The sequence below is a fragment of the Bradyrhizobium sp. USDA 372 genome (assembly GCF_053629095.1).
Window position 1 is genome coordinate 7775921 of record NZ_JBRJHR010000001.1, and the last position, 23818, is coordinate 7799738.

26 protein-coding genes are annotated in these 23818 nt (G+C 65.7%); 12 read left to right on the forward strand and 14 right to left on the reverse strand.

Annotated elements, in window-relative coordinates; genetic code table 11:
- Positions 1-15: 15 nt before the first annotated feature.
- From AB7M16_RS36175 to AB7M16_RS36190, 4 genes are all read right to left on the reverse strand, one after another.
- Positions 16-402, reverse strand: coding sequence for an ester cyclase (locus tag AB7M16_RS36175; protein WP_172786394.1), 387 nt, complete (start codon positions 400-402; stop codon positions 16-18).
- Positions 403-454: 52 nt separating this feature from the next.
- Entirely contained in the window at positions 455-1327 is an 873-nt protein-coding gene (locus tag AB7M16_RS36180; RefSeq protein ID WP_453946905.1) for a bifunctional helix-turn-helix transcriptional regulator/GNAT family N-acetyltransferase, read from the reverse strand.
- A 54-nt stretch (positions 1328-1381) separates the two neighbouring features.
- Complete coding sequence (locus AB7M16_RS36185; protein WP_453946907.1) at positions 1382-1795, reverse strand: cupin domain-containing protein; 414 nt, start codon at positions 1793-1795, stop codon at positions 1382-1384.
- A gap of 77 nt (positions 1796-1872) precedes the next feature.
- Complete coding sequence (locus tag AB7M16_RS36190) at positions 1873-2274, reverse strand: Ohr family peroxiredoxin (protein ID WP_453946909.1); 402 nt, start codon at positions 2272-2274, stop codon at positions 1873-1875.
- A 147-nt stretch (positions 2275-2421) separates the two neighbouring features.
- Here AB7M16_RS36190 and AB7M16_RS36195 point away from each other — a divergent pair, with 147 nt between their 5' ends.
- The gene (locus tag AB7M16_RS36195) at positions 2422-2880 is read left to right on the forward strand and encodes a MarR family winged helix-turn-helix transcriptional regulator (protein WP_212257500.1); all 459 of its coding nucleotides are present in this window, start codon (positions 2422-2424) and stop codon (positions 2878-2880) included.
- An 80-nt stretch (positions 2881-2960) separates the two neighbouring features.
- The gene (locus AB7M16_RS36200; RefSeq protein ID WP_453946910.1) at positions 2961-3704 is read left to right on the forward strand and encodes a 2-keto-4-pentenoate hydratase; all 744 of its coding nucleotides are present in this window, start codon (positions 2961-2963) and stop codon (positions 3702-3704) included.
- Positions 3705-3757: 53 nt separating this feature from the next.
- Here AB7M16_RS36200 and AB7M16_RS36205 read toward each other — a convergent pair whose 3' ends face one another.
- Genes AB7M16_RS36205 through AB7M16_RS36225 form a run of 5 tightly spaced genes read right to left on the reverse strand, consistent with a single transcriptional unit; the run spans position 3758 to position 11062 of the window.
- Entirely contained in the window at positions 3758-4939 is a 1182-nt protein-coding gene (locus AB7M16_RS36205) for a VWA domain-containing protein (RefSeq protein ID WP_453946912.1), read from the reverse strand.
- Positions 4936-7161, reverse strand: a complete 2226-nt coding sequence (locus tag AB7M16_RS36210) for a DUF5682 family protein (protein ID WP_453946914.1) — start codon at positions 7159-7161, stop codon at positions 4936-4938. Before AB7M16_RS36210 ends, AB7M16_RS36205 begins: the two co-directional genes overlap by 4 nt.
- Positions 7162-7177: 16 nt before the next feature.
- Positions 7178-8254 (reverse strand): ATP-binding protein, encoded by a 1077-nt coding sequence (locus AB7M16_RS36215; RefSeq protein ID WP_453946917.1) that lies wholly within the window; start codon positions 8252-8254, stop codon positions 7178-7180.
- On the reverse strand, positions 8251-9681 hold the full coding sequence (locus tag AB7M16_RS36220; RefSeq protein WP_453946919.1) for a DUF5691 domain-containing protein: 1431 nt from the start codon (positions 9679-9681) through the stop codon (positions 8251-8253). Before AB7M16_RS36220 ends, AB7M16_RS36215 begins: the two co-directional genes overlap by 4 nt.
- Complete coding sequence (locus AB7M16_RS36225; protein ID WP_453946921.1) at positions 9674-11062, reverse strand: SWIM zinc finger family protein; 1389 nt, start codon at positions 11060-11062, stop codon at positions 9674-9676. The genes AB7M16_RS36220 and AB7M16_RS36225 overlap by 8 nt, the downstream gene beginning before the upstream one ends.
- A 58-nt stretch (positions 11063-11120) precedes the next feature.
- On the opposite strand from AB7M16_RS36225, the gene AB7M16_RS36230 reads away from it, so the two are divergent.
- From AB7M16_RS36230 to AB7M16_RS36245, 4 genes are all read left to right on the forward strand, one after another.
- Positions 11121-11333 carry a hypothetical protein gene (locus tag AB7M16_RS36230; RefSeq protein ID WP_453946923.1) on the forward strand — a complete coding sequence of 71 codons (213 nt, stop codon included), beginning with the start codon at positions 11121-11123 and terminating at the stop codon, positions 11331-11333.
- 79 nt (positions 11334-11412) lie between these two features.
- The gene (locus tag AB7M16_RS36235; protein ID WP_453946924.1) at positions 11413-13077 is read left to right on the forward strand and encodes an acetolactate synthase large subunit; all 1665 of its coding nucleotides are present in this window, start codon (positions 11413-11415) and stop codon (positions 13075-13077) included.
- Positions 13078-13282: 205 nt separating this feature from the next.
- Positions 13283-13630: a Lin0512 family protein gene (locus AB7M16_RS36240; protein ID WP_172786405.1), complete on the forward strand. Its 348-nt coding sequence runs from the start codon at positions 13283-13285 to the stop codon at positions 13628-13630.
- Between the two features lie 4 nt (positions 13631-13634).
- Positions 13635-14327, forward strand: a complete 693-nt coding sequence (locus AB7M16_RS36245) for a GNAT family N-acetyltransferase (RefSeq protein ID WP_453946926.1) — start codon at positions 13635-13637, stop codon at positions 14325-14327.
- 228 nt (positions 14328-14555) lie between these two features.
- On the opposite strand, the gene AB7M16_RS36250 is transcribed toward AB7M16_RS36245, so the two are convergent.
- Positions 14556-15896, reverse strand: a complete 1341-nt coding sequence (locus AB7M16_RS36250) for an RtcB family protein (RefSeq protein ID WP_453946929.1) — start codon at positions 15894-15896, stop codon at positions 14556-14558.
- A gap of 108 nt (positions 15897-16004) precedes the next feature.
- Positions 16005-17330 carry a TROVE domain-containing protein gene (locus AB7M16_RS36255; RefSeq protein WP_453946930.1) on the reverse strand — a complete coding sequence of 442 codons (1326 nt, stop codon included), beginning with the start codon at positions 17328-17330 and terminating at the stop codon, positions 16005-16007.
- Between the two features lie 1166 nt (positions 17331-18496).
- Between AB7M16_RS36255 and AB7M16_RS36260 the strand changes: the two genes are divergently transcribed.
- The gene (locus tag AB7M16_RS36260; protein ID WP_453946933.1) at positions 18497-19168 is read left to right on the forward strand and encodes a DUF429 domain-containing protein; all 672 of its coding nucleotides are present in this window, start codon (positions 18497-18499) and stop codon (positions 19166-19168) included.
- A gap of 6 nt (positions 19169-19174) precedes the next feature.
- Here the strand turns inward: AB7M16_RS36260 and AB7M16_RS36265 are convergent, their stop codons facing one another.
- Positions 19175-19378, reverse strand: a complete 204-nt coding sequence (locus AB7M16_RS36265; protein ID WP_453946935.1) for a hypothetical protein — start codon at positions 19376-19378, stop codon at positions 19175-19177.
- Between the two features lie 164 nt (positions 19379-19542).
- Between AB7M16_RS36265 and AB7M16_RS36270 the strand changes: the two genes are divergently transcribed.
- Positions 19543-19689 (forward strand): hypothetical protein, encoded by a 147-nt coding sequence (locus AB7M16_RS36270; RefSeq protein ID WP_175424029.1) that lies wholly within the window; start codon positions 19543-19545, stop codon positions 19687-19689.
- Positions 19690-19764: 75 nt separating this feature from the next.
- Complete coding sequence (locus AB7M16_RS36275; RefSeq protein WP_453946937.1) at positions 19765-20469, forward strand: glutathione S-transferase N-terminal domain-containing protein; 705 nt, start codon at positions 19765-19767, stop codon at positions 20467-20469.
- Positions 20470-20476: 7 nt separating this feature from the next.
- Here the strand turns inward: AB7M16_RS36275 and AB7M16_RS36280 are convergent, their stop codons facing one another.
- Positions 20477-20848 (reverse strand): tRNA-binding protein, encoded by a 372-nt coding sequence (locus tag AB7M16_RS36280; protein WP_453946939.1) that lies wholly within the window; start codon positions 20846-20848, stop codon positions 20477-20479.
- 106 nt (positions 20849-20954) lie between these two features.
- Here AB7M16_RS36280 and AB7M16_RS36285 point away from each other — a divergent pair, with 106 nt between their 5' ends.
- Positions 20955-21314: an ArsC family reductase gene (locus AB7M16_RS36285; protein ID WP_172786415.1), complete on the forward strand. Its 360-nt coding sequence runs from the start codon at positions 20955-20957 to the stop codon at positions 21312-21314.
- A gap of 3 nt (positions 21315-21317) precedes the next feature.
- On the opposite strand, the gene AB7M16_RS36290 is transcribed toward AB7M16_RS36285, so the two are convergent.
- Positions 21318-21965 carry a hypothetical protein gene (locus AB7M16_RS36290; RefSeq protein ID WP_453946941.1) on the reverse strand — a complete coding sequence of 216 codons (648 nt, stop codon included), beginning with the start codon at positions 21963-21965 and terminating at the stop codon, positions 21318-21320.
- 337 nt (positions 21966-22302) lie between these two features.
- Here AB7M16_RS36290 and AB7M16_RS36295 point away from each other — a divergent pair, with 337 nt between their 5' ends.
- Both AB7M16_RS36295 and AB7M16_RS36300 read left to right on the forward strand, forming a co-directional pair.
- On the forward strand, positions 22303-23058 hold the full coding sequence (locus tag AB7M16_RS36295) for an ABC transporter ATP-binding protein (RefSeq protein ID WP_172786417.1): 756 nt from the start codon (positions 22303-22305) through the stop codon (positions 23056-23058).
- Positions 23051-23797 carry an ABC transporter ATP-binding protein gene (locus AB7M16_RS36300; protein WP_212257518.1) on the forward strand — a complete coding sequence of 249 codons (747 nt, stop codon included), beginning with the start codon at positions 23051-23053 and terminating at the stop codon, positions 23795-23797. The genes AB7M16_RS36295 and AB7M16_RS36300 overlap by 8 nt, the downstream gene beginning before the upstream one ends.
- Positions 23798-23818: the final 21 nt, after the last annotated feature.

The following is a 23818-nucleotide window of genomic DNA, read 5'->3' on the forward strand; positions in this document are numbered from 1 at the left end:
GATCGAGGCGCGGCGTCAGAGCTGCGCCTCGATCGCGGCCTTGTCGATGACCGACCAGACCCGACGGATCTTTCCGTCGCGAAATTCGTAGAACACGTTTTCGCAGAAGGACACGCGCCGCCCGTTGACGGCAAGACCAAGGAACGGTCCAGCCGGCGTGCAGTCAAACTTCAATCGGGCGGCGATGCGGGGAGGATCTGAGATCAGCATCTCGATGTGGAACTGCAGGTCGGGTATCTGCCGAACATCCTGCTCCAGCATCGCGCGATAGCCCTCAAGCCCAAGCGGCCGCGCGTTGTGAGCGACCTCATCATGCACGAATTGTCCGAGTGCCGGCCAATCCCGCCGATTCAGGCAGGTGATGTAGGCGCGGTAGATGTCGGCGAGGTCGTCTCTCGTCATATCGAAGCTCCCACTTCGACCTAACGCGCGAGGATCGCGAACCGGTCCGGCATCAGAGCCGCTTCTCGAAGAACAGGTCCGGGTAGGGATCGTCATTGAAGCGGGGAATCTCGCGCCAGCCGCTGGTGCGGTAGAGCTGGGCGGCCTCGGGCAGCGCGCTGTTGGTGTCGAGCCGCAGCAGCGTGATGCCGAGCTCGCGTGCTGCGGCCTCGGTCGCGTCCATCAGGCGCCGGCCGAGCCGCAGCCCGCGCGCGGCCGGGGCGACCCAGAGCCGCTTGATCTCGGCGTAGCCGTGATCGGTTCCCTTCAAGCCCACGCACCCGATCGGCAGCGTGTCCGACATCGCGACGATGAAGGTGCCGCGCGGCCGCCGCATGTCCTTGGCGTCGGGGTCGCGCGACAGCGAGACGTCAAAGCCTTGTTTGAAGCGGCGGCCGAGCTCGGCATAGTACTTGCCGAGGCAATAGCGTGCCGGTTCGGACTGAGGGTCGATCTCATCCAGCGAAACGCGCTCTCGCGTCAATGCGGATGCGATCAGGTCCATCGCCGCGAGCAAGGCCTCGGCTTGCGAATTCTGAGCGAGGAAGCCTTCGGCCTGCGCGTTCGAGAGCGCCTCGTAGGCTGCGAACTCGCGCCGGCCCATGCGCGTCAGCCGCGCCACGCGGCGGCGGGCGTCGTCCGCATGCGCGGTGGTCTCGACCAGTCCCTCGTCCTCGAGGCTGCGGAGCAGCCGGCTCATCAGCCCGGAATCGAGCCCGAGATAGTCCCGGATCTCGGCGACGTCCGAACGCCCGTGCCCGATCGCATTGAGTACCCGCGCCGCGCCGAGCGGCCGACCGCGCCCGAGAAACGACGTATCGAGTGCTCCGACGGCCGAGGTGACGGCGCGGTTGAAGCGGCGAACGCGGGAGACGGCGTCGAGCATGATGTCTGACTTTAGTCAGATATCACGCGCAGGTCAATCGGGGGAGCGCCGGCGTCACTTCGCCGGCGTCAGCAGCGGCCTGTCCTTGGCGACGATATAGGTGGCAAGTTCGCTGGCGGTCTCACCGCCGACGTTCTTCGCCGCATGCACCGTGCCGGCAGGGATGAACAGCACGTCGCCGGCTCTCAGCGTCACCGGCGGCTTGCCCTCGACGTCGTATTCGATCGCACCCGCCAGCACGTAGATGATCTCTTCGCCCGGATGGGTGTGCCGGCGGAACGCCACGCCCGGGGCAAGGTCGACGCGCACCTGCACAGCCTCGCGCCCGGGCGTGCTGAGATCGTGGCGCTGGAGGTCGGTGCGCGTGACGCCGGCCTGCGCCGCCGCGGCCGGCAATGTGAACAGGTTTGCCGCGAGCAGGACCGCGCTCGTGAGCACGCGGAGGGTTCGCAGATGACGATGGCTCATGGTCGGCTCCTTGTGGTCGCTAGATTGTCCGCGCCGCGCGGGCCCGGCCGATGCCGGCCGGTCCGCGACGTGGCGCTTCAGACGAGGGTGGTGGTCACCTCGATGTTGCCGTGCACCGCCTTGGAGTAGGGGCAGATGCCGTGTGCGGCCTCGATCAGTTCCTGCGCCACCGCGCGATCGACGCCGGGAACGCTGACGTCGAGACGGGCACGCAGGAAGAAGGCGCCGCCGGCGTTGTTCAGGTCGATCGCGGTGTCGACCGACGGCTCGCTCGGCAGCTTGACCTTGCGCTGGGCAGCGGCGAGCTCGAGCGCGCCGAGATAGCAGGCCGACCAGGCGGCGGCGAACAGGTTTTCGGCCGCCGGGTGCGGCTGGGCCAGCTTGACGTTCAGGAATCCGTCACTGGAGTGCGCGGTGCCGTCGGCGCCCGAGGTGACGTGGGTCTTGCCGGTGAAGAGAACCTTTGCAGCGGAGGTCATGGTCGTATCCTTCGGTTGAATTATTGATCGTATCCGATCTAATCGGATGCGCATGGAATATACTCGCCGCACCCACCGGTCAAGCTCTTCCGATTTAATCGGATACGATTTATATTGGTCGGCAGATCACGAATTGCGGAGGTTCCCGTGGCCCGTTCCCCCAAATCAGCCGGCAAAGACCGGAAATTGTCGAATTTCCTCTGCTTTGCGATCTATTCGGCCAATCTCGCTTTCGGCCGGGCCTATAAGCCCCTGCTGGACAAGGTCGGCCTGACCTATACCCAGTACATCGCCCTGGTGGCGCTGTCGGACGAGGATGAGCAGACCGTCAGCACACTGGGCGAGAAGCTGTTCCTGGAATCCAACACACTGACTCCGATCCTGAAGAAGCTCGAGCAGATGGGGCTGATCAAGCGCCACCGCGATCCTGCCGACGAGCGGCAGGTGCGCCTGAGCCTGACGCCCGCGGGGCGCAAGCTGATCGAGCAGGATCTCGGCGGGGCGCTGATTGAGGCGACAGGTCTTGGCGACGATTTTCCGGTGGTGCAGAAGACGGTGAGCAGATTGCGCGACAATCTGCTGCGTGCGACCAAGGCCGATGACTAGCACATCGAGACAGGACAGATCGGGAGTCCCCGCCGCGGCACGCCCGTCGCCGAGGCCGGGCCCCATTACGGGAGGACATCGTGAGCAACGCGAGTGAAGCGGCGGACCGGTTGATCGCAGCCCGAAGCAAAGGCGGATCGGTCGGCTGGCGTGACATCCTTCCTTCGGATCGTGCGGGCGCCTACGCCATCCAGGATGCCACGCTTGCCCGGCTCGGTCCGCTCGGCGGCTGGAAGGTCGGGGCGTCGGGCCCGGATGCCGAGCCCGTCTGCGCGCCGCTGCCGGCATCCGGCCTGCTTGCCTCCGGCGCGCGGCTCGGTCCTGAATTCCGCCTGCGGGGTGTCGAGGTGGAGGTTGCGCTCCGGGTCGGGCGCGCGCTCACCGCTGAAGACGCCGCATTGCCCGATCGCGAGCTGGCACGCGCGTTCGACGCCGTCTATCCCGCCATCGAGGTGGTCGAGACGCGCCTCGAGGATTGGACGAACAGCGTGGCCCTGGCCCAGCTCGCGGATTTGCAGAGCCACGGCGCGTTGCTGATCGGAGCAGCCTCGACAGTCAGCCCTGCTGCCATCGATCTGAGGGCCGTCGAGGCGGATCTCTCGATCGGTGAAGACATTAGCCGTCGAACCACTGGCGGCAATCCGGCAGGAGACGTCTGGCGTCTGCTGCGCTGGCTCGTCCGCCGTTGTGCGGACCGGGGTCTGCCTCTCTTGCCGGGCCAGATCGTCACGACCGGTTCGTGCACCGGCATGGTCTTCGCAGAAGCGGGGACCAGCGCCCGTGCACGCCTTGTGGGTTTCGGCGAAGTTACTGTCGATTTCTGAGCAACGAGGCTTGCTTCGCTTCGGCGAGCCGCGACGCGCTTTCCGCATCACGCTCAGCTTTGGGGGCGGATCAACTTGATGTCCTGATCGGCTGCCCACGCGGCGACGTCCTCGCGCTTCAGCGCGGTCGCCATCAGATCCGGAAACTGATCCGGCGTGCAGGCGAAGACGGGGATGCCGAGACTTGCGACCTTTGCCGACAACGCAGGATCATAGGAGGGATGCCCTGTGTCGGTCAGTGCCAGCAGCACGATCACATTGACTCCGCGCGTTGCGAGCCGCGCCAGCCGGTCGACCAGCTCATTTGCATTGCCGCCCTCATAGAGGTCGGTGATCAGGACCAGATGCGCTTTCGACGGCCGTTCGATGCGCTCCTCGCAATAGGCGACGGCGCGGTTGATGTCGGTGCCACCGCCTAGCTGGACGCCGAACAGCACCTCGACGGGATCGGCGAGCTCCTCCGTCAGGTCGACGATCGAGGTGTCGAAACAGACGAGCTTGGTTGCGACCACCGGAAGGGAAGCCATCACCGCCGCGAAGATCGAGGCATAGACGACGGAGGTTGCCATCGACCCCGATTGGTCGACACACAGGATCACCTCGTCGAGATCGACGATGCGGCGCTGCTGGCGCAGGAAACCGATCAGCCGTTCGGGCACGATCGTGCGATGCTCCGCCTGATAGTGGCGCAGATTGGCCTTGATGGTGCGCGGCCAGTCGATGTCGGCAAAACGCGGGCGGTTGGTGCGCAGCGAGCGGTTCAGGGCGCCGCGGATCGCATCAGCGGTGCGCCGCTCCAGCCGCTCCATCAGCTCGGCCACCACCTTGGCGATCACAGTGCGGGCGGTGTCCTTGGTCTTCTCAGGCATCACGCCGCGCAGCGCGACCAGATCGGCGATGAGGGTGACATCGGCCTCGACGGTCGCGAGGAATTCGGGCTCGACCAGCATCTGGCGCAGGCCCTTGCGCTCGAAGGCATCCTTTTGGATCACCTGGACCACCGGTGCGGGGAAGAACTCCCTGATATCCCCGAGCCATTTTGCGACGCGCGGTGCCGAGCCGCCGAGCCCGCCGCGGCCTTTCTTCGGGGCTTCGTCGCCGTCGCCGTAAAGCGCCGTCAACGCCTCGGACATGCGGCGATCGCTGGCGGACAGAGCAGGGCCGTTCTCGGCGCCTTCGGGGTCGACGCCGAGGGCGAGCGTCCAGCGGCGGCTGCGTTCATCGGCCTCGCTCATCGCGCCGCTCCCGCCTTGACAAGTTCGAGTACGCGGACCTGATGCGCCGGCCAGATCTCGTTTGCGCCGTCGATCAGCCGATAGCCTTTGGCGGCACCGGTGCTTCGCCCGAAGAGCGCATCCATCAGCCGCCGGCGCTCGGTTCGGTCCAGGGCCGAGAAGACGCGGCGGAACAAGGGCAGGCTGGCGGTGAAGGCCTCCTCGTCCAGCGTCATCAACCAGGCATCGACCGCGCCCCGTAGCGCCGCATCGTGGATCAGCCGTTGGCCGGCGCCCTCGAAGAAGCCTTCGAAGAATCCCGCCGCTTCCGCGACCGGCGTTCCGGGCGAGAGCATTCGGGTCAGCAGGTCCGCGGCATGATCGGCTGTCAGCAGCTCGGCCTCGTAGAGCAGCCGCGCGGCCGTGCCGGCGATCAGGCGGGTCGCGTGATCGTCATTCATCAGTGCCCGCAGCGCATCGCGCCAGCCGGCCACGATGTAGGCCTCGATCTGGGCGAGCTGGATCGCGGCGTCGGCCGCAAGGAGCGCACCGCGCAGCTTGGCTGCCGCCGGCGCATCGAGATTGCGCGCAGCATAGGGCAAGGCAAGTGCCGCCTGCACCACGATACGCGGCATCAGCGCCGTCAGATGCTCGACCGTGCCGGTGCGCGCCTCGCCATAGCGCAGGATATCGGCCATCGGCGGCAGTGCGGCAAGGAGCGACGGGCCGTCGCTCGTCAGTGCCGCCTTCGTCTCCAGCGCGGCGATGCCGAACTCGGTGGCGCGCGCCAGGTCGGCGATCATGGCATTGCGCACCAGGCTCGCCAGCGGGCCAAGCTCGGCTTCCTTGCCCATCGCTTCCATCAGGCGCCCGCCCGCGGCTTCCGCGATGGTCGAACCGTAGAGCAGATTTTCCACCAGCCTGACCGCGAATTCCGGCTCCCAGCGCAATTGCCAGTTCTCGCGGAACGTCCCGCGGCTGCGCCCCGCATCCGTCAACCGTCCCCAGGGCACGTCGAGCGCGTTCAGCCGGTGCAGTAGCGTGGAACGCATCAAGCCGCTTTCGCTGCGCAGATCGATTGTGAGCGCCCGCTCCAGCGCCTCCGGCTTGAGGCGCGTCGCTTTCTGCTGACGCTGGAGATCTTCGAGCAGCGGCGCGAGCGGTGTCGATGCTGGGATTGCACCGACGCCCGCGCCGATCAGGAGTTCGGCCGAAATGTCGTCCCACATGGCGCGCTCGCCGTTGCAGAGGCAGGCGATCGCCGCCTCGCGCAGCTCTGCAAAGCCCGGCGCGGGCCGGTCGCGCAGCGCCGCGAGTGCCGTCCCCAGCCGCTGCGCCTCGATCACCGAGGCGGTGGATACGAAATGGCCGCGATCGCGCAGCGCGCGCGTCACCTTGGCAAGCCACTCGGCAGCGCGATCGCGGTCGCGCGTGTCCCAGACATGTGCGCACCATCCCGGCGCCACGACGCCCGCGCCATAGCCGCTGGCGCGCGCCAGCCGCGGCGCGGTCCATGGCGCCCAGGTCGCCTTGATCTTGGTCCTGGGCCGGCCCTTGAGCAATTCGCGATCCGCAGCAAGGCTGCGGCGCTCGGCGAGCGCCGGCACGTGCCAGGCGCCGCAGACGACCGCAACGGCGCCGTCGCATTCTTTGGCCGCCTTCGCGATCTCGATCCGCATATGGGCTTCGCGCGCGGCCTCGCGCGCCGACAGTGATTTTTCGTCCGCACGCAGCGCGGTCATCGCATCGGCAACGGCCGTGAAGATCGGGCCCGTTGCGGGATTCTCCTCGATGACGTCGGACCACCAGGATTCGCCATCGTCATAGCCTGCGGCAGTTGCGAGCGCGCCGATCGGATCGTGGCTGACCGGGTCGGCCTCGGCCCTTGCTGCGATCTCCTCCGCGATATCGCCATCGCTGGCACCCAGCCGGTCCGATGCCGGCAGGTCGATGAAGCGCAGGGTCGCGCCGTGACGCACCGCCCAGCGTGCGGCCTGGTATTCCGGCGAATAATCGGCAAAGGGAAAGAAGCTGGCATTCGCCGGATTGTCCTCGGCATAGGTGAGGAGGGCCACCGGCGTTACCATGTCGGGATCGGCGAGCATCGGCAGCAGCTCGGATGCATCCGCCGGGCCTTCGATCAGCACCGCCACCGGTTTCAGCGCGTCGAGCGCTTCCACCAGCCGCCGCGCAGAGCCGGGGCCGTGATGCCGGATGCCGAAGAGAGAGACCTGGCCCGCCATCGCTCGCGCCGCTCCGTCAGATCAAGTCGGTCAGCGACGCGTAATAGCCTTCGAAGCCGCGTCGCTTCTTCAGCACGGTCTCGAGATATTCGCCGAGCACAGCCGTGTCCTGCACCGGGTCCTTGACCACAGCGCCGATCACGTTGCTGGCGAGCGTTTCGGGCGTCAGCTTGCCGTCATTGAAGAAGGTCGCCTGGCTGATCCCGCCGATCATCACCGCGATCGCCTCGGCCGTCGACAAGCCGCCCGAGGGCGACTTCAGCGCGACCTTGCCGTCCTCGGTCGAGCCCGAGCGCAGCTCGCGGAAGATCGAGACCACCCGCGCCACCTCGTCGGCGACGTTCTTCGGCGCCGGCAGGTCGAGAGTCTGCGCCATTTCGCCGACGCGCTTGACGATGATCGCCACTTCCTCCTCGGCGCTGTCTGGCAAGGGCAGCACGACGACGTTGAAGCGGCGCTTGAGCGCCGAGGACAGTTCATTGACGCCCTTGTCGCGGTTGTTCGCGGTCGCGATGATGTTGAAGCCGCGCTGGGCGTACACGGCGGTGTTGAGCTCGGGGATTGGCATCATCTTTTCCGACAGCACCGTGATCAGCGTGTCCTGCACGTCGCTGCCCATTCGCGTCAGCTCTTCGAAACGGCAAAGCTTGCCGCTCTCCATCGCGCGCATCAGCGGAGTAGGCACCAGGGCTTCGCGGCGCGGACCGTGTGCGAGCAATTGAGCATAATTCCAGCCGTAGCGGATCTGGTTCTCGTCAGTGCCAGCCGTGCACTGGATCACCAGGGTGGAGTCGCCGGTGATGCCCGCGGCGAGGTGCTCGGAGACCCATGACTTCGCCGTGCCCGGTACGCCCAGCAGCAACAGCGCGCGATCGGTCGCGAGCGTCGCAACGGCGGTCTCGATCAGACGCCGGTCTCCGACATACTTGGGCGTGATCACCGTGCCATCAACCGCCTTGCCGCCCATCAGATAGGTTACGACCTGCCGCGGTGCGAGTGCCCAGCCCGGTGGGCGATGCTGATCGCCCGTCGCAAGCGCCTTCAGCTCCGCCGCATAGCTCTCCTCGGCGGGCAGGCGCAGTTTCTCGCTCATGGTTTTGCTCCCTTGTCGTCCAACGCGGCGTTGAGCCGCAGCATGTCGAGGCGCGGGTCGCCTTGCAGCAGGCCTGCACCGGCTAGACCATTCAGCGCGCCTCGCGCGCCCTCGCGTGAGGCAATCAGGCCGAGCGCATGAAATTCCTCAGCGTCGTCGGAGGGCCTCGCATCGTCCCGCTGGAGCGCCGCAAGCAGCGTCTTGCCCGCAGGTGCGGACAGTGGATCTCGGAGCCGCGCAGCCGTTCCCGCGATCAGTTGCGCCAGCTCGAAACGGATGCCGCGCGCGTTCAAGGCCGCCTCGGCGTGCCTTGCGCGCTCGGCGGGCGCAAGCCGGGCAGCCAGCGATATGATGAGGCCAGTCGCATCGTGTTCGCTGACCGCGTCGGCCGCTTGCGAGACTTGCGCATCGGCTCCCGTGGCCACGATCAGATCGACCAGCGCCGCATCGGCGGTCTGGTCTGTGTTCCAGTCCCAGGCCGCGATCAGCTCCTGCGGTGCAAGCCCCAGCGCGCCGGCGAACGATTTGAGGTCGGCGTCATCGAACAGCGCCTTTCGGCGCAGCGATTGTGCCGCCGTCTTGAGTGGCTCGGCCTGGACCACGCGCGAGCGGCGCAACAGGCCCTTGGTCTTCACCGCGAAAAATCCGGCGAGCTCCGCCGTGTCCTCGCCCGCAGCAGGGCCGCGACCAAGGCGTGCGAGCAGCGAGGTCGCAAGCGCCTTGACCTTGGGGGCACGATCGTTCGCCGCGACGTCTTCGAGAAAGGCGAGATCCTCATCGGACAGGCGTTCCGTCAGCAAAGACAACAGGCGCCACCGCGTGTCGGCCGTCTCACCGGCGAGCTTTGCCTCCAGCACTGCGCGCGCCGCGGACGGGTCGCGCCTCCTGAGCTCGACCAACGCGACCTTGCGCGCTGCTGGCCAGAAATCGTCCCAATTCTCGGCGCTAAGTCGGTCATCCGTCTGCCGCCGCGCGGCGCTATCGGACGCTGCAATCGCCGCCCAGTCGCGCCACCCGGCATAGAGATCGGGCGCATCGTCATCATCGGCTTGGGGCATCCAGTCGGCAGGATGCATCGTCCAGCCGCGCGCCGCGAGGAAGTGGACGAGGTCGGTCTTGACCTTGCCCTGCTTCTTCGTGGTCAGGATCCGGCGCACCAGCGGACGCAAGGTCTCGGGCACAGTCGGCAATGCAAGCGGGGGAATGTCGGGCAGAATGCGAAGCGATGAGGAGGGCTCCATCGTCAACGCGGTGCCGAGAAACTGACCCGAAAGTGCAAGCAGCCGCAACTCGGCCTCGACCGCATCATCGCCGAGCTCGGCACGCCAGAACGAGGCTGCTGGCGCGGCTGGTGATCCCATGGTCCAGCGCGTGAGCACCGCACCCATCGCGTCGTAGATCGTCTCGGCCTTGATGTCATCACTCATCACTGCTGATCCGTCCCCAGGAGGTCTGTGCGGCCAGGATCGTGAGCCGGTTGCCCGACCAGATCGCGGCTGTGCGCATCAGCGCTGTTCCGACCAGCAGGCCCTCCGTGTTGCCGGCGACGGGCAGCGTGGCGGTGCCGTCGGCGGCGCGCCACCAGGCACCCCCTGTCTCCTCGCGCGCGATCCGCCCCTGCGGCAGCAGCAGCGGCATTTCGATCACCCACGGCTCTGCGAGCAGGGGGCGTGTCAAGGCGTCGCCGAGCGCGGTGTCTGCAGCCGGCCATTCCAAGGCAGGTGTCTCTTCGCTCGCATCGCGCCGCACGAGCAGGGCGCGCAGCGGCTGCTGCGACGGATAGAAGACGAGCTCAGCCTGGAATCGGTCGCCGGGTGTGAAGACCGAGCCGCGTCGTCCGGCACTCGCCGGGAAGAAGTCGAGCAGCATCGCAAAGCGCGGACCGTTCGGAGCCAGATTGAGCAGCCAGGTCGTTTGCGACACCAATCCGTCGCGGCGCGTCTGCACATGCTCGGCCAGGACCTCCCAGCGCGCATCGACCCGCAGCGCTTGCGGATCGCTCAGCACGGTCTCGCGCGTTTCCGATGCGGCGACGGCGCGCCTGATCTCGGCATCGCGCGGCGCGGCACGGAAGGCGCGCGCGAGCAGGACCAGCTTGCCGAGCTCGACCACGGCGGCACGTGGCCGGTCGCCTGCGGCAAGTGCGAGCAGGCGGGACGGCAGTTCGTCGATCCGGCCGGCGAGCACCGCGGCCTTGCCGTCGACCAGCCGTGCCGCGATCCGCCGGCATCGCGCGGTGGCATCGTCGATGAAGCCCGACAATCCCAGCCGCAATTGATCGCCGATCCATTGCTCGAGCGCATCCAGCGCGTCGAGAATGGCCCGCTCGGTCTCCTCGCTGCGTCTGGCGGCTTGGGCCTCGCGCCGCGCTATATCCTTTGGATCCTCGGCCACTTCGGGCTCGGCCGCGCGCGCGGCGCGCAAATCCTTGTCGCCGGCGGGCGGCGCATTGCTCCCGGGCTTTGCCGCGGACGTGCCGCGCCGGCGGCCCAGCCAATCGCTGACCCAGGCCGGTGTTTCCGCGGGCACGAACGGCACGATCGCTTCTGCATTCAGCCACAACAGGCCGAGCACGTGCTTGCAGGGGAATTTGCGCGAAGGGCAGGTGCACTTGTTGCCGAGATCGCGCAAGTCGGCCATCACGCGGTACGGATTGGCGCCGGAGCCCGCGCATTCGCCCCAGATCAGCGCGCCATCCTGGCTTGCGCCGACGCCGGACCATTTGGCGGGCTTGGCGAGGCCAGCCGCCGCCTTGAGCGAGGATTGATCGGTAGCGAGTTGCTCGACCGCTTTCAGATCAATCGCCACGCCGCTGTCCCAAATCGAATCCAGGAGCGGCAGTATATCGGTACAGGATGAAAGCTCAATGTCGCCGCGAGCGATCCAGGTGCTGCACGCGGCGATGGTCGTGTCGCTCGGCTTCCGCCAAGTCGAGCTCAAGCTCATGGCGGACCTTCCGCGAGAGCTTTGCCGCGATCAGCGCATGCGCCTGCATGAGTTAGGTCGTGAGCTCGGCGTCCGGCAGGGTGCTGTTGCTCGCATGGCAACAGCGAAGTTGATGTGCTGCCGCTCTTTGTGAGTTGTGCCGGAGCAGCGGACCGCTACCATGCGCCGGCTCTACTGGAACTCGAGAGCCAAGCACAACGAGCGGAGGCGACATGAGCGGCCAGCAACGCAAAGCGAAGGGATCGGACCTGTTCGTCGCGGCACTGGAGAATGAAGGCGTCGACCGCATCTTCGGCATTCCCGGCGAAGAGAATCTCGATCTGGTCGAATCGCTGCGCGCCTCCAGGATCGAGCTGGTCCTGACCCGCCACGAGCAGGCCGCCGCCTTCATGGCCGCCACGCATGGGCGGCTGACCGGCAAGCCCGGCGTTTGTCTGTCGACGCTCGGCCCCGGTGCACTCAACCTGTCCACGGGCGCGGCCTATGCGCATCTCGGTGCCATGCCGATGATCCTGATCACCGGCCAGAAGCCGATCATGAGCAGCCGGCAGGCGCGCTTCCAGATCGTGGACGTGGTCGCGACCATGAAGCCGCTCACGAAACTGTCGCGGCAGATCGTCAGCGCCTCGAGCATCCCGACCGTGGTGCGCGATGCGTTCCGCGCGGCGATGGAGGAGCGTCCGGGTCCGGTGCATCTCGAGCTGCCCGAGGACATCGCCGGCGACGAGGTGCCCGATGTCCCGGTGATCCCCGTTCACCCGATTGAAATCCCGGTCGCCCATCGCGCCGCGCTCGACCGCGCCGCCGAGATGATCATGGCCGCAAGGCGCCCGCTGGTGATGATGGGCGCTGCGACCAGCCGGCCGCGGTCGACGCATGGCATCGCAAGCTTCGTGCGGCGGACCGGCATTCCGTTCTTCACCACGCAGATGGGGAAGGGGACCGTGCCCGGCGGCACCAATCTCTACATGGGCACTGCGGCGCTGTCGGAGCGCGATTACGTTCACGACGCGATCGATGCCGCCGACCTGATTGTCGCGATCGGTCACGACCCGGTCGAGAAGCCGCCTTTCATCATGGGGCCTTCAGGGCCAAAGGTGATTCACGTCAGCTACACGCCGGCGAGCGTCGAGCAGGTCTATTTCCCCGATGCCGAGGTCGTCGGCGACGTCGGCCCGAGCCTGGAACTGCTGGCGGACCGGCTCGAAGGCAAGCTGCCGCAGGCCGCGGCGCTGCTCCCGCTGCGCGAAGAGATCCTGAAGCACATCGCCGACCGCGCCACCGAGGCGCGCTGGCCGCCGACGCCGCAGCGCATCGTGCACGACATCCGCCAGGTGATTCCCGAGAACGGCATCGTCGCGCTCGACAACGGCATGTACAAGATCTGGTTCGCGCGCAATTACCGCACCCGCGTCGCCAACACGCTGCTCCTCGACAATGCACTGGCGACCATGGGTGCCGGCCTGCCGTCGGCGATGATGGCTGCGATGCTCTATCCCGACCGCCGCGTGCTTGCGGTTGCCGGCGACGGCGGCTTCATGATGAACAGCCAGGAGATGGAGACGGCGGTCCGCCTCAAGCTCAACTTGGTCGTGCTGGTGCTGGAGGACAACGCCTACGGCATGATCCGCTGGAAGCAGGCGGTGGATCATTTCGCCGATTACGGCATGACTTTTGGCAATCCGGACTTTGCGCTTTACGCCAAGGCCTACGGGGCGAAGGGACATCGCATCGAGAGCATCGACAGCTTTGGCCCGACGCTCGACGCCGCCTTTAGGGAAGGCGGCGTGCATCTGGTCTCGATCCCGGTCGACTATTCGGAGAACGTGCGGGTGCTCGTCGACGAGCTGCGGGCGCATGAGAAGGCGAAGGGGTGATTGATGAGGACAAAACTGTTTCCACATCGTCATTGCGAGCGCAGCGAAGCAATCCAGACTGTCTCCGCGGAAAGATTCTGGATTGCTTCGCTGCGCTCGCAATGACGGGCGCTATCGGCGGTATCTCCAGCCAACTGAGATCCGCACTTGTACTGCGGATACCGATCCCCGACACTCAATCATTCACCAACCACAGGACCATGAAATGACCCGCATTCGTTGTGTCACCGAGATGGGCATGGGCGTCGACGTCCACGGCCGGGACGCCACCAAGGCGGCGAAGCGGGCGGTGTCGGATGCCATCAGGCATTCCAGCCTCGGCTTCTTCCGGATGATCGGCAAGACCGCGAACGACATGTTCGTGGACGTCACGATCGGGGTTCCGAATCCAGAAGCCGTCGACAAGGAGGCTGTCGCCAAGGAGTTGCCTTACGGCACGGTGACCGTGACCGCGGTCAAGGGCGGGCTGGAGATTCCCTCGGCCACGGAAGTGGCCAACGATCCCATCCTCATTGCCAATGCCGCCGTCATCGTTAGCTTCGACAGGGACTAGGCCGATGTCGGCGAGCAATGAGGCGCTGCTGGATCGCCCGATCTGGAGCGCGTTGACGACGAGCCACAAGCATCTGGCGGAGGGCGGCCCGCAGGCTCTGCGCTATCCCGTGGACATGACGCCGTTTGCCGATATGCCAGATATGTCCGCCGCAAGCTTTGCGGCGCTCGGCGAACTCATGTCGGGCTCGCAAGTCGCGGTGCTGTTCACGCCCGAGCCGGTCGAAATTCCCGCCGGCTTCAAGGTGCTGCTCGCCGAGACCGGCGAGCAGATGATCGGCTCGCCTGCCGACACGTCGCTGCGTGATGCCGAGATCGTCCGCCTGGGCGCGGCCGACGTTCCCGCCATGATGGCGCTGATCGAGCTGACCAAGCCCGGGCCGTTCGCGGCGCGGACACACGAGCTCGGCACCTTCCTCGGCATCCGCGCGCACGGCGAGCTGGTCGCCATGGCCGGCGAGCGGATGAAGCCCGGCAATTTCACCGAGATGACGGCGGTCTGCGTGCATCCCGATCATCGCGGTCGCGGTTACGCGCAGGCGTTGCTCGCCGCCATCGCGCGCCAGATCGAGGCGCGCGGGGAAATTCCGTTCCTGCACGTGTTCTCGAACAATACGTCTGCCATTGCGCTGTACCAGCGGCAGGGCATGCGGATTCGGCGTCGCCTGCACGTCACCGTGCTGATGAAGCAGGGATGAGACTGCGCGGTGGGCTTCATATCCCGGTAAATCGCGCTATATCGATTCCAACCACAATTGGGGGGAGCACATGGACGCCAGAACGCCTGATTTTTCCGCCGTACGGACGGCGATGCAACGCTACGTCGATCAGGAGATCATCCCGGGCGTGTCCTTGAGAGACGATCGAATTCAGAAAATTATGAAGTGACGTGGGGGGAGACATCGCCTCCCGCCCACGGTTTCGCTTCAATCCTTCCACGGATCGAACTCGCCTTCTCCGGCCATGGCGACGGCGAACGGCCGCAGCGTGTGCAGCACCCGCACGGTGCCGGCGTGCTGCGCGAGCACGTCCGGCAGGCGGCGATAGGCCATCGGGCTCTCGTCGAGGTCGGCACCGATCAAGGTGACGCCGCGCTCGTTCAGCCAACGGTCCATCTCCTCGCGCGAGAAGCGCCGCTTCGCCTCACGTCGTCCGAACAGGCGGCCGGCGCCGTGCACGGTCGAGTAGAGCGAAGCCTTGGCTTCCGGGCTGTCGACGCCTTCGAGGATGACGGCGTCGTCGCCCATCGAGCCGCCGACGAATCCCTTCTGGCCGGGAAACGCCGGGGTCGCGCCCTTGCGCACCACCCACAAATCCTTGCCGTCGTGGGTCTCACGCCAGGCATAATTGTGGTGGTTGTGCACGCTCTCGGTGACGCTGCCGCCGATGATCTGGCGGACACGCTCGACGACCCACTCACGGCCCGCATAGGCGTAACGCCCGGCGAGCTGCATCGCCGCGATGTAGCGGCGGCCGAGCTCGCTGTCCTCGTCGACTACGGCGGGCGGGACGTTCATGCCGTCCTTGCCGCCGGCGGCCTTGAGGTAGCGCGTCGCGGAGGTGTGTCCGAGACCGCGGCTGCCGAAATGGACGCCGATCCAGACGAAGCCTTCCTCGTCGCGCATGAGGTCGACATAGTGGTTGCCCGATCCGACCGTGCCGAGCTGCTTCACCGCCTTCTGACGGTAGTCCTCCATGTCGCTTTCGCGCCAGGCGTCGCCGTCGTCGAACAGGTCGTGCTCGGCCCGTTCCGCGTTGGCACGTCCGATGCCGAACGAGATCACCTTGGCGACGTCGCGGATGATCGTGGGAGCGATCTCCGCAATGTCGTCGAAGCGGGTGTCGAGCCGGGCCGCCATGTTGCCGCAGCCGATGTCGAAGCCGACGCCGGAGATGCTGATCTGCTTCTCGTAGGCGATGACCCCGCCGACCGGCTGGGCGTAGCCGAGATGGCCGTCGGCGCAGATCACGCCGGAGACGACGTTGCCGATCGCCATGCAGTTGCGCATCTGCGCGATCGTCGCATCCTCGTGCGGGCCGAACACCTTCAGGGGCGCGTTCTGGAAGCGGGCGTCCTGCGTCCGGAACTCGGCGATCGAGCTCGCGGTCGCATTGGCCTCGCGGGCAAGATGCTCCTTGCGCGCGGCGTCCTTGTACAGGCACCAGGCCGGCTGGCCGCGTCCTTCGCCGACGCGCGAGTCGGGATCGACACCGGCGGCGAGGCAGAGCTCGCGGGCGCGTTCCATGTAGGGATCGGGTCGTCGCATGGTCCTAGGTCCTTGTCATTCCGCGCGCGCCATAACGGGGCGGGCGGTTCATTTCAGAGATTTGCTGGCCGCGGGCGCGGCTCGCGTCCGGGGCCATTGTCGTTGCGCTCAGTTCAACGCCGTCTCCGACGCCGCGATCCACGCGACCACGGCCTCAGAGAAGCCGTTGACGCGGGTCCAGGCGCCGTGGCCGACACCGTGCTGATACGAGGCCACGTTCACCATCGTGCCGCGCGCTTTGGGCTCGGGCACCTGGTCGTGGCTCTGCTCGTCGGTGAAGACGATCAGGCGATCGCCCTTGCGGTCGATCTCCGCCACCGCCTTGCCGAGCCAGGTTCCGCTATGCGGCTGCGAGTCGATGATCGCATCTCGAAGCGCGAAGCCGCGGCGGGGAGGGACCTTCACCACCCCGTCGGAGAAGGTGAAGATCTCGACCTCGTCGCAGATCTCGCGCGCGAGGATCGCAAGGCCACACGCCGCCTCCGCGCGCGTCATTTCCGACTGCGCGGAGAGCGTCGCGAACATCGAGCCCGACACGTCGATCAGGAGCCGGGTACGGCCCGGAAGCCGCACATGGTCCTTGACCGACTTGAGCATCGCTGCCTCGAGCTCGGGCTCGAAGTCCGGCGCATAGCGTGCCGCCGTGATGAAGCGGTAGGGAAGGATACGATCCGTCCGCATCGCCTCGATCGCGCCTGCGATGGTCTCGCGCGGGACCTGCGCAGTCTGCATCAGCCGCAGATTGCGCAGCAGCGCGAGGCCGCCGAGCTTTCGCTCGGCGATCAGCCGCTCGAAGGTCTCGCGCTTGTCCTTGCCGGCCGAGAGCGAAACTTCCCAGGTGTCGGGGGAGGCGAGCTCGCCATCGACGAGCTGCTTCCACACCTTGGCCTGCTCGGCGTCTTTCGGCTTGGCGTGCACCAGGAACAGCACGTCCCTGATCCGCACCGCGCCGTCGCGGTCCCACTTGGCGAGCTGATAGGCGTCGAACTTGGTCAACGCGCGGGCAAGACCCTTCTTGACCTGCGCCGAGACCGGCTGGCGCTTGCGCTGCTGCATCGGCCCCAGCGCATCGGCCCAGTAGATCGCGAGCAGCTCTGTCATCTCGTCGGGACGCTGGATCACCTGAGCGAGCGTGTCCGCGACGAGGCCGCGGTGCTTCTCGTTCCGCGCCATCTCGCGGATGACGAGGAGCGGTGCGTGCCGCAGCTTCATCACCTCGCGGGCCTCGATCGCAAGCTGCGCGACGCGCTCCGGCGCGACCTTTGGCACGAGGGCCTTGATGCGGTCGGCGATCGCAACGCCGTCCTCATAGAACTGGTCCTCCCACAGGAGGCAGTTCATCAGTGCCCGCTTCAGCTCCATCTCGGGCGTGAAGCGCCTTGCACGCGCGCCCTCCCGCGTGAAGGCGCGAACGATCTTGTTGAGCCTGACCATGACGGCCTCCTCTTGGGTTGACGGGGACATGAAATGGTGCCGGGGAACAGGCGAGGCTGTCCTGCCCACGAGGGGCTCCACATGCTCTACCGCTGAGCTACGGACTTTCGTCCGGAAGGAGTCGAACCTTCGACAGTGTGATCACGAAGTAACAGCACTCTTCACCACCGGCGGTGGCTAAGGACACGATCCGGGAACAGGCGATTGCTGTACCCAGCGAGCCGAAGCTCGCCGGAAAGCGCTCTATCCTCTGAGCTACCGGTGCATGGAACACCGGGCGGGATTCGAACCCGCGACCTCTCGCGTTGCAGGCAAAGTAACAGAAATCTTCACCACGGACCGTGATGGGGTTGGCGGGGAACGGGCGATGCTGTTGCTGCCCTTGCGGGCGATCCGCCTTTCGGCGCGCAGGGTTCGAACCTGCTCGGCGCTTTCGCGCCTTCACCACGAAGTAACAGACATCTTCACCACCGCCAGGCCGACGCCTTCGCATCGGCCGTTGATGGGTACGCTGGGGAACGGGCGATATCGCCTTGTTGGGATGGCAACCAAGTGTCCTCCACCTGTGACAATAGCGCAGAGCGCGTAAGTCAAAGGCGAAGTTCGAGCCCGCTCTTCCATCGTGTGAAGTATTCGATATCCTCACCACCAGCGTCGGTTGAGCCGCGACCACTCGCGGCAAACCGAGTTACAAAAATTCGATCGCGGCGCTGTCGACGCGCCGCATGTTGCGAACCCTGAAGGGTTCGCTCTGCCATCGGTGTCCGGCTCATCGCCTCGTTCCCTCCGGCAGGCCCCGCGCACTTGGACACGCGCCTTCTCAGCGCGAGCCCGGGATCCGGGTCTCCCGTTCCGGCCATTGCCGGGTTGTTCGGTTGGGCCGCGCGGCGGGCAACAAAAAACCCTCCGGAGCGGCAGGCTCGGGAGGGTCCGTGAGAAGCGGACTGTCGATCTTGCGGTCAGGCAAGATCGCTCCCATGAGCCGGGCATGCGCAATCGAATAGCTTGTGGCTATTCGGCGTGCGGACAATTCTTTCGTAGCGGTACGACATCGCTCGGTTCATGGTGTCTGTCGCAAACGGAAGTGCTTGCGAGGGCGCGGGACATACGCCCGCAACTTGCGGATGTCAAGCGAGACGCGTGCGGAAACTGAAATTGACGGACGCATGACTTGCCAAAATTATTTGGGGCTCGACGGATTTCGTTTCGGCTGGGTCGCAGCGTGGATCGACGCGCGCGGCGATCACGGCTTCGATTATTCGCCTAGCCTGACGCGTCTGCTCGCATTGCCGCACGCCCGCGCGATGATCGACATGCCGATCGGACTGAACGTGAGCGGCTATCGTGCCTGCGATTTGCGCGCACGGGAGCTGATCGGCCCTGCCGTGTTTCTGGGCGCGCGCCGCGACCTCTGGACCTTTCCGGACCTGGCGGCGGCCAATCGCCATTACTGGAAGCACGAAGGCGAGGGCAGGGGCGTGTCGGCGCAGCTCTGGAATATCAGGGACAAGATCAGGGAAGTCGATGAGGCCATGACGCCGGCGCGGCAGGCGACGATCGGCGAAGCGCATCCGGAATTGATCTTCTGGAATCTGGCAGGGCGCGTGCGGCTCGAACCGAAGACCTCGCCGCGGGGGCGAGAGCAGCGTATCGCGTTGCTGGGAGACCGCGGCTTCACTGAGGTCGAGAGATGGCTCACGCTTTGCCACGGCACCGGGATCGGTCGCGACGACCTCATCGACGCCTGTGCCTGCGCCGTCGCAGCGCGCGACAGCGCGCAATCCGTTGGCGACGGCAGGACCGATCCGCGCGGATTGCGGATGGAGATCAACTTCTGACGGCGATCAGCCCTCGACCTCGCCTTCGAGGTGACCGCGGCTGTCGGGGTCTGGATATGAGCCGCCCTCGTCGTCCAGTCTCGTTGCTCGCGATTCGTACTCGTCGGCCATCGTCCGCAACCGTTGCGCGGCTTTGCTGTGCTCGAGATCGTTCGCGACGCGGCGACAGCGTTCAGCGTGGTCGAGCAGGGCGCGTTTCTCGATGTTCATCGAGCGACAACGCGCGAGGGAGCCATTGGTCCCTGCGCAAGCCGCCGGAACAGCACGATCGCTTCGCAGCGAGATCGGGAAAAAATAGCAATATATTAGTGCCGCCTGGAACGTGGCGCCTGAGCCGACGTTCTACGCCAGAGGCTGTCGAGGGACATCATGCCATGTACGACGTGTGCCAATTGGCGACCGCGATGCTCGCGATCGCCTTTACGGCCCTGCTGTTGATCACGGGTCAACGGTTCATCGAATCTCGGCTGCAGCGTGAAGCAAAGCCCCCGATCGTAGCGATGGCGACGCTGCCGCCCTAAGCACAGCCGGAAGTCACTTGCGCACTGCGGTATCTTGCCTAGATTGAGCACGCCTCAGTCCATGCAAAGGTCCCGATGTCCGATCTGTCCGTCTTCCCCATCACCAAGCGTTGGCCAGCCAAGCATCCCGAACGACTCCAGCTCTATTCGTTGCCGACGCCGAACGGCGTCAAGGTCTCGATCATGCTGGAGGAGATCGGGCTTCCTTACGAAGTCCACCTCATTGATTTCGGCAAGGACGATCAGAAGACGGCCGAATTCCTCTCGCTCAATCCGAACGGCAAGATCCCGGCGATCCTCGATCCGAACGGCCCCGGCGGCAGGCCGCTGCCGCTGTTCGAATCCGGGGCGATCCTGCAATACCTCGCCGAAAAGACCGGAAAGCTGCTGCCGCAGGATGCCGCGCGGCGCTATCAGACGCTCCAGTGGCTGCACTTCCAGATGGGCGGCGTCGGGCCGATGTTCGGCCAGGTCGGCTTCTTCCACAAATTCGCCGGCAAGGATTACGAGGACAAACGGCCCCGCGACCGCTACGTCGCCGAAGCCAAGCGCCTGCTCGGCGTGATGGATGTGCATCTCGCCGGCCGGCAATGGTTCATGGACGATGACTACACCATCGCCGACATCTCCATGCTCGGCTGGGTGCGCAATCTCATCGGCTTTTATGGCGCCGGCGATCTCGTCGAGTTCACCCAGTTCAGGGCGGTCGGTGACTGGCTCGAGCGCGGGCTTGCGCGTCCGGCGGTGCAACGCGGATTGAACATTCCGCAGCGGCCGTAGGCCATCCCTAGAACAGCCGCCCGCCGTTCGGCACCGGCTTGCTCGGCTGCACCAGCACGACCTTGCCGTTGGCATCGGGGAAGCCGAGCGTCAGCACCCCGGAGACGACCGGGCCGATCTGGCGCGGCGGGAAATTGACGACGGCCGCGACCTGTTGCCCCACGAGGGTTTCGAGCGGGTGGTTTTCAGTGATCTGGGCCGAGCTCTTGCGCACGCCGATGGCGGGGCCGAAATCGATCCACAGCCGCCACGCCGGCTTGCGCGCTTCCGGAAACGGTTTTGCGTCGACGATGGTGCCGACACGGACGTCGACCGCGAGAAAAGTGTCGAAATCGATGGTCGGTGCGGCGGCTGCGGCGGGATCGTGGGTGACGTGCATGGTGATGTCCGTTTAAAGAGTTGGCGCGTGCCGCAATATTGTCGCGCGACGCGGAGTTTCGTACAACGCCACGCACATCACCGATACGCCATGCGCGAGGACTGTCTTGCCCACCATCATCTACGGCATCAAGAACTGCGACACCATGAAGAAGGCCCGCGCCTGGCTCGATGCCCATGGCGTGGCGTACGCGTTTCACGACTACAAGGCCGCGGGTGTGGAGAAGGACAGGCTCGAGCAGTGGACCGACAAGGTCGGTTGGGAGACCCTGCTCAATCGCGCCGGGACGACCTTCAAGAAGCTCCCCGATTCCGACAAGGAAGGCCTCACCGAGAAGAAGGCGCTGGCATTGATGCTAGCGCAACCATCGATGATCAAGCGGCCGGTGCTCGAAATCGGCAGCAAGCTGCTGGTCGGCTTCAAGCCGGATATCTATGCCAAGGAGGTCGGTGGCAAGGCGCGCTGACGGCTAGTTCAGCTCGATGATCTCGTTGGAAATAGCGGGGCCCGGCTGGTCCGCGAACTCGACCGTCTCGGCGGGTGCGATGCGGCCGGGGGCGCGATGAAACAGCTCGCGGTCGATCACGGCCCGCAGCTTCGGGCGCGGCAGCGCGTCATTTCCGCGCATCAGATTCTTGATCTCGAAGCCGCCGTCCTCGCAGAAGGTCTTCACTGACGCGATGACGTGGCTGACTCTGCCGTCGGTCAGGAACGGCAGCAGCAGCCGCTCATACGCGACGATGCGGCCATAGGTGTCGTCGACGTCGGCAACGCTGTAGACCGGAAGGGCGCGCGCGACGCATTCGAGATAGACCGGCACCACGTAGGGTGCGAGCCGAGGTCCGACATAGTCATCGAGCGAAACGCCCTTGCCGGTATGCCCATAGGCGCGCGAGATGCGCGTGCCTTCGCTCTGGATGACGAGACGCGGCGTCGGCGTCGAAAGCTCCACCGTATAGTAGATCAGATCCGACAGCTCCTCCTCGAGCCGTGCGGGCTGATACTCCCAGATCGCCGGAACGATCTGCTGACGCGCATAAAGTCGCAGCCACGTGTTCAGGAGATCGCGCTGCCGGATCGACTTGACGACGGAGGGAGCCGCGCTTGCAAAATCCAAAGCAATTTCTCCGCACGTGAAAACCCGCGCATGATCGGGCTTGCGGGGAAATTATTGATGAAGGCTGGCGCGGGAGACGAAAGACCGTTAACGACGGCTTGATGGCCGGTGCCTTGCGAACCGGGAAGGCCGGGCAGGCACGACATCGACCTCTGCGACTAAGGGAGCATTTGTATCCCAGCCGAAGGCCTGACCTGCTCAGCTTTCCGCCTTGCCTAACCCCCGTCACCTCCGGCATATTCCGCGCCCGGAGGCGGCGCCCCGGTGGGCTGCAAGTCCTCCGGACAGCCGAAGCAACAAGGACAGCCACGCGCCGCGCGGGCAGGGGGAAAACTGTTTGGCCGATGAGTTCATTCTCGAAACGGAAGGCTTGACCAAGGAGTTCGCGGGCTTCTTCGCCGTCCGCGACGTTGCGCTCAAGGTTCGCCGTGGGAGCATTCATGCGTTGATCGGCCCGAACGGGGCCGGCAAGACGACCTGCTTCAATCTCTTGACCAAGTTCCTCAAGCCGTCGGCCGGGAAAATCCTGTACAAGGGGCAGGACATCACCGCGATGGCGCCGGCGGATGTGGCCCGCATGGGGCTGGTCCGTTCGTTCCAGATTTCGGCGGTGTTTCCCCATCTCACCGCGCTGGAGAACGTCCGCGTCGCGCTGCAGCGCCAGCATGGCTCCTCGTTCGACTTCTGGCGCTCCAAGTCGGTGCTCAACCGCTTCAACGATCGCGCGCGCGAGCTTTTGAGCGACGTCGGCCTCAGCGAGTTTGCCAATACGCCCGCGGTCGAGATGCCCTATGGGCGCAAGCGGGCGCTCGAGATCGCAACCACGCTCGCGCTCGACCCGGAGATGATGCTGCTCGACGAGCCGATGGCCGGCATGGGCCACGAGGACATCGACAAGATCGCCGCGCTGATCAAGCGCATCTCCGCGAAATACACCATCCTGATGGTCGAGCATAACTTGAGCGTCGTGGCCAACCTCTCCGACATCATCACCGTGCTGACGCGCGGGCAGGTGCTCGCGCAGGGCCATTACTCAGAGCTCACCAAGGACGAGCGCGTCAAGGAAGCTTACTTGGGAGCCGGTCATGCCTGACACTGCGATCGCCGAGGCTCCGGCCAAGGCTGCGACCGGCGGGAACATCCTGCAAGTCCGCAACCTCGAAGCCTGGTACGGCGAGTCCCACATCCTGCACGGGATCAATTTCGACGTGAATGCGGGCGAGGTCGTCACCCTGCTCGGGCGTAACGGCGCCGGCAAGACCACCACGCTGAAGTCGATCATGGGCATCATCGGCAAGCGTGCCGGTTCGGTGAAGTTCAACAACCAGGAGATCATCCGCGCGACCTCCGACAGGATCGCGCGTATGGGCATCGCCTTCTGCCCGGAAGAGCGGGGCATATTCTCCAGTCTCGACGTCCGCGAGAACTTGATGCTGCCGCCGGTGATCCGTGAAGGCGGATTGTCGCTCGAGCAGATCTTCGAGTTGTTCCCGAACCTGAAGGAGCGGCTGAACAGCCAGGGCACCAAGCTCTCGGGCGGCGAGCAGCAGATGCTCGCGATCGCGCGCATCCTGCGCACCGGCGCGAGCTTCCTGATGCTGGACGAGCCGACCGAGGGCCTCGCGCCCGTCATCATCCAGCAGATCGGCCACACCATTGCGCGGCTCAAGAAGGAGGGCTTCACGATCCTTCTGGTCGAGCAGAATTTCCGCTTCGCCTCCACCGTCGCCGACCGCTATTACGTGGTCGAGCACGGCAAGATCATTGACGGATTTTCCAATTCCGAGCTTGCCGCCAACATGGACAAGCTCCACACCTATCTCGGTGTGTAGCCGAGCAGGGCGGACGATCGA

Coding starts and splice junctions, on each gene's coding strand:
- AB7M16_RS36300 (WP_212257518.1), top strand. CDS start 23,051: ATGCCTGACACTGCGATCGCCGAGGCTCCGGCCAAGGCTGCGACCGGC.
- AB7M16_RS36205 (WP_453946912.1), bottom strand. CDS start 4,939: ATGAGCGAGGCCGATGAACGCAGCCGCCGCTGGACGCTCGCCCTCGGC.
- AB7M16_RS36175 (WP_172786394.1), bottom strand. CDS start 402: ATGACGAGAGACGACCTCGCCGACATCTACCGCGCCTACATCACCTGC.
- AB7M16_RS36275 (WP_453946937.1), top strand. CDS start 19,765: ATGTCCGATCTGTCCGTCTTCCCCATCACCAAGCGTTGGCCAGCCAAG.
- AB7M16_RS36220 (WP_453946919.1), bottom strand. CDS start 9,681: ATGAGTGATGACATCAAGGCCGAGACGATCTACGACGCGATGGGTGCG.
- AB7M16_RS36210 (WP_453946914.1), bottom strand. CDS start 7,161: ATGGCGGGCCAGGTCTCTCTCTTCGGCATCCGGCATCACGGCCCCGGC.
- AB7M16_RS36260 (WP_453946933.1), top strand. CDS start 18,497: ATGACTTGCCAAAATTATTTGGGGCTCGACGGATTTCGTTTCGGCTGG.
- AB7M16_RS36265 (WP_453946935.1), bottom strand. CDS start 19,378: ATGAACATCGAGAAACGCGCCCTGCTCGACCACGCTGAACGCTGTCGC.
- AB7M16_RS36180 (WP_453946905.1), bottom strand. CDS start 1,327: ATGCTCGACGCCGTCTCCCGCGTTCGCCGCTTCAACCGCGCCGTCACC.
- AB7M16_RS36240 (WP_172786405.1), top strand. CDS start 13,283: ATGACCCGCATTCGTTGTGTCACCGAGATGGGCATGGGCGTCGACGTC.
- AB7M16_RS36280 (WP_453946939.1), bottom strand. CDS start 20,848: ATGCACGTCACCCACGATCCCGCCGCAGCCGCCGCACCGACCATCGAT.
- AB7M16_RS36255 (WP_453946930.1), bottom strand. CDS start 17,330: ATGGTCAGGCTCAACAAGATCGTTCGCGCCTTCACGCGGGAGGGCGCG.
- AB7M16_RS36250 (WP_453946929.1), bottom strand. CDS start 15,896: ATGCGACGACCCGATCCCTACATGGAACGCGCCCGCGAGCTCTGCCTC.
- AB7M16_RS36190 (WP_453946909.1), bottom strand. CDS start 2,274: ATGACCTCCGCTGCAAAGGTTCTCTTCACCGGCAAGACCCACGTCACC.
- AB7M16_RS36185 (WP_453946907.1), bottom strand. CDS start 1,795: ATGAGCCATCGTCATCTGCGAACCCTCCGCGTGCTCACGAGCGCGGTC.
- AB7M16_RS36245 (WP_453946926.1), top strand. CDS start 13,635: ATGTCGGCGAGCAATGAGGCGCTGCTGGATCGCCCGATCTGGAGCGCG.
- AB7M16_RS36215 (WP_453946917.1), bottom strand. CDS start 8,254: ATGAGCGAGAAACTGCGCCTGCCCGCCGAGGAGAGCTATGCGGCGGAG.
- AB7M16_RS36270 (WP_175424029.1), top strand. CDS start 19,543: ATGTACGACGTGTGCCAATTGGCGACCGCGATGCTCGCGATCGCCTTT.
- AB7M16_RS36235 (WP_453946924.1), top strand. CDS start 11,413: ATGAGCGGCCAGCAACGCAAAGCGAAGGGATCGGACCTGTTCGTCGCG.
- AB7M16_RS36230 (WP_453946923.1), top strand. CDS start 11,121: ATGTCGCCGCGAGCGATCCAGGTGCTGCACGCGGCGATGGTCGTGTCG.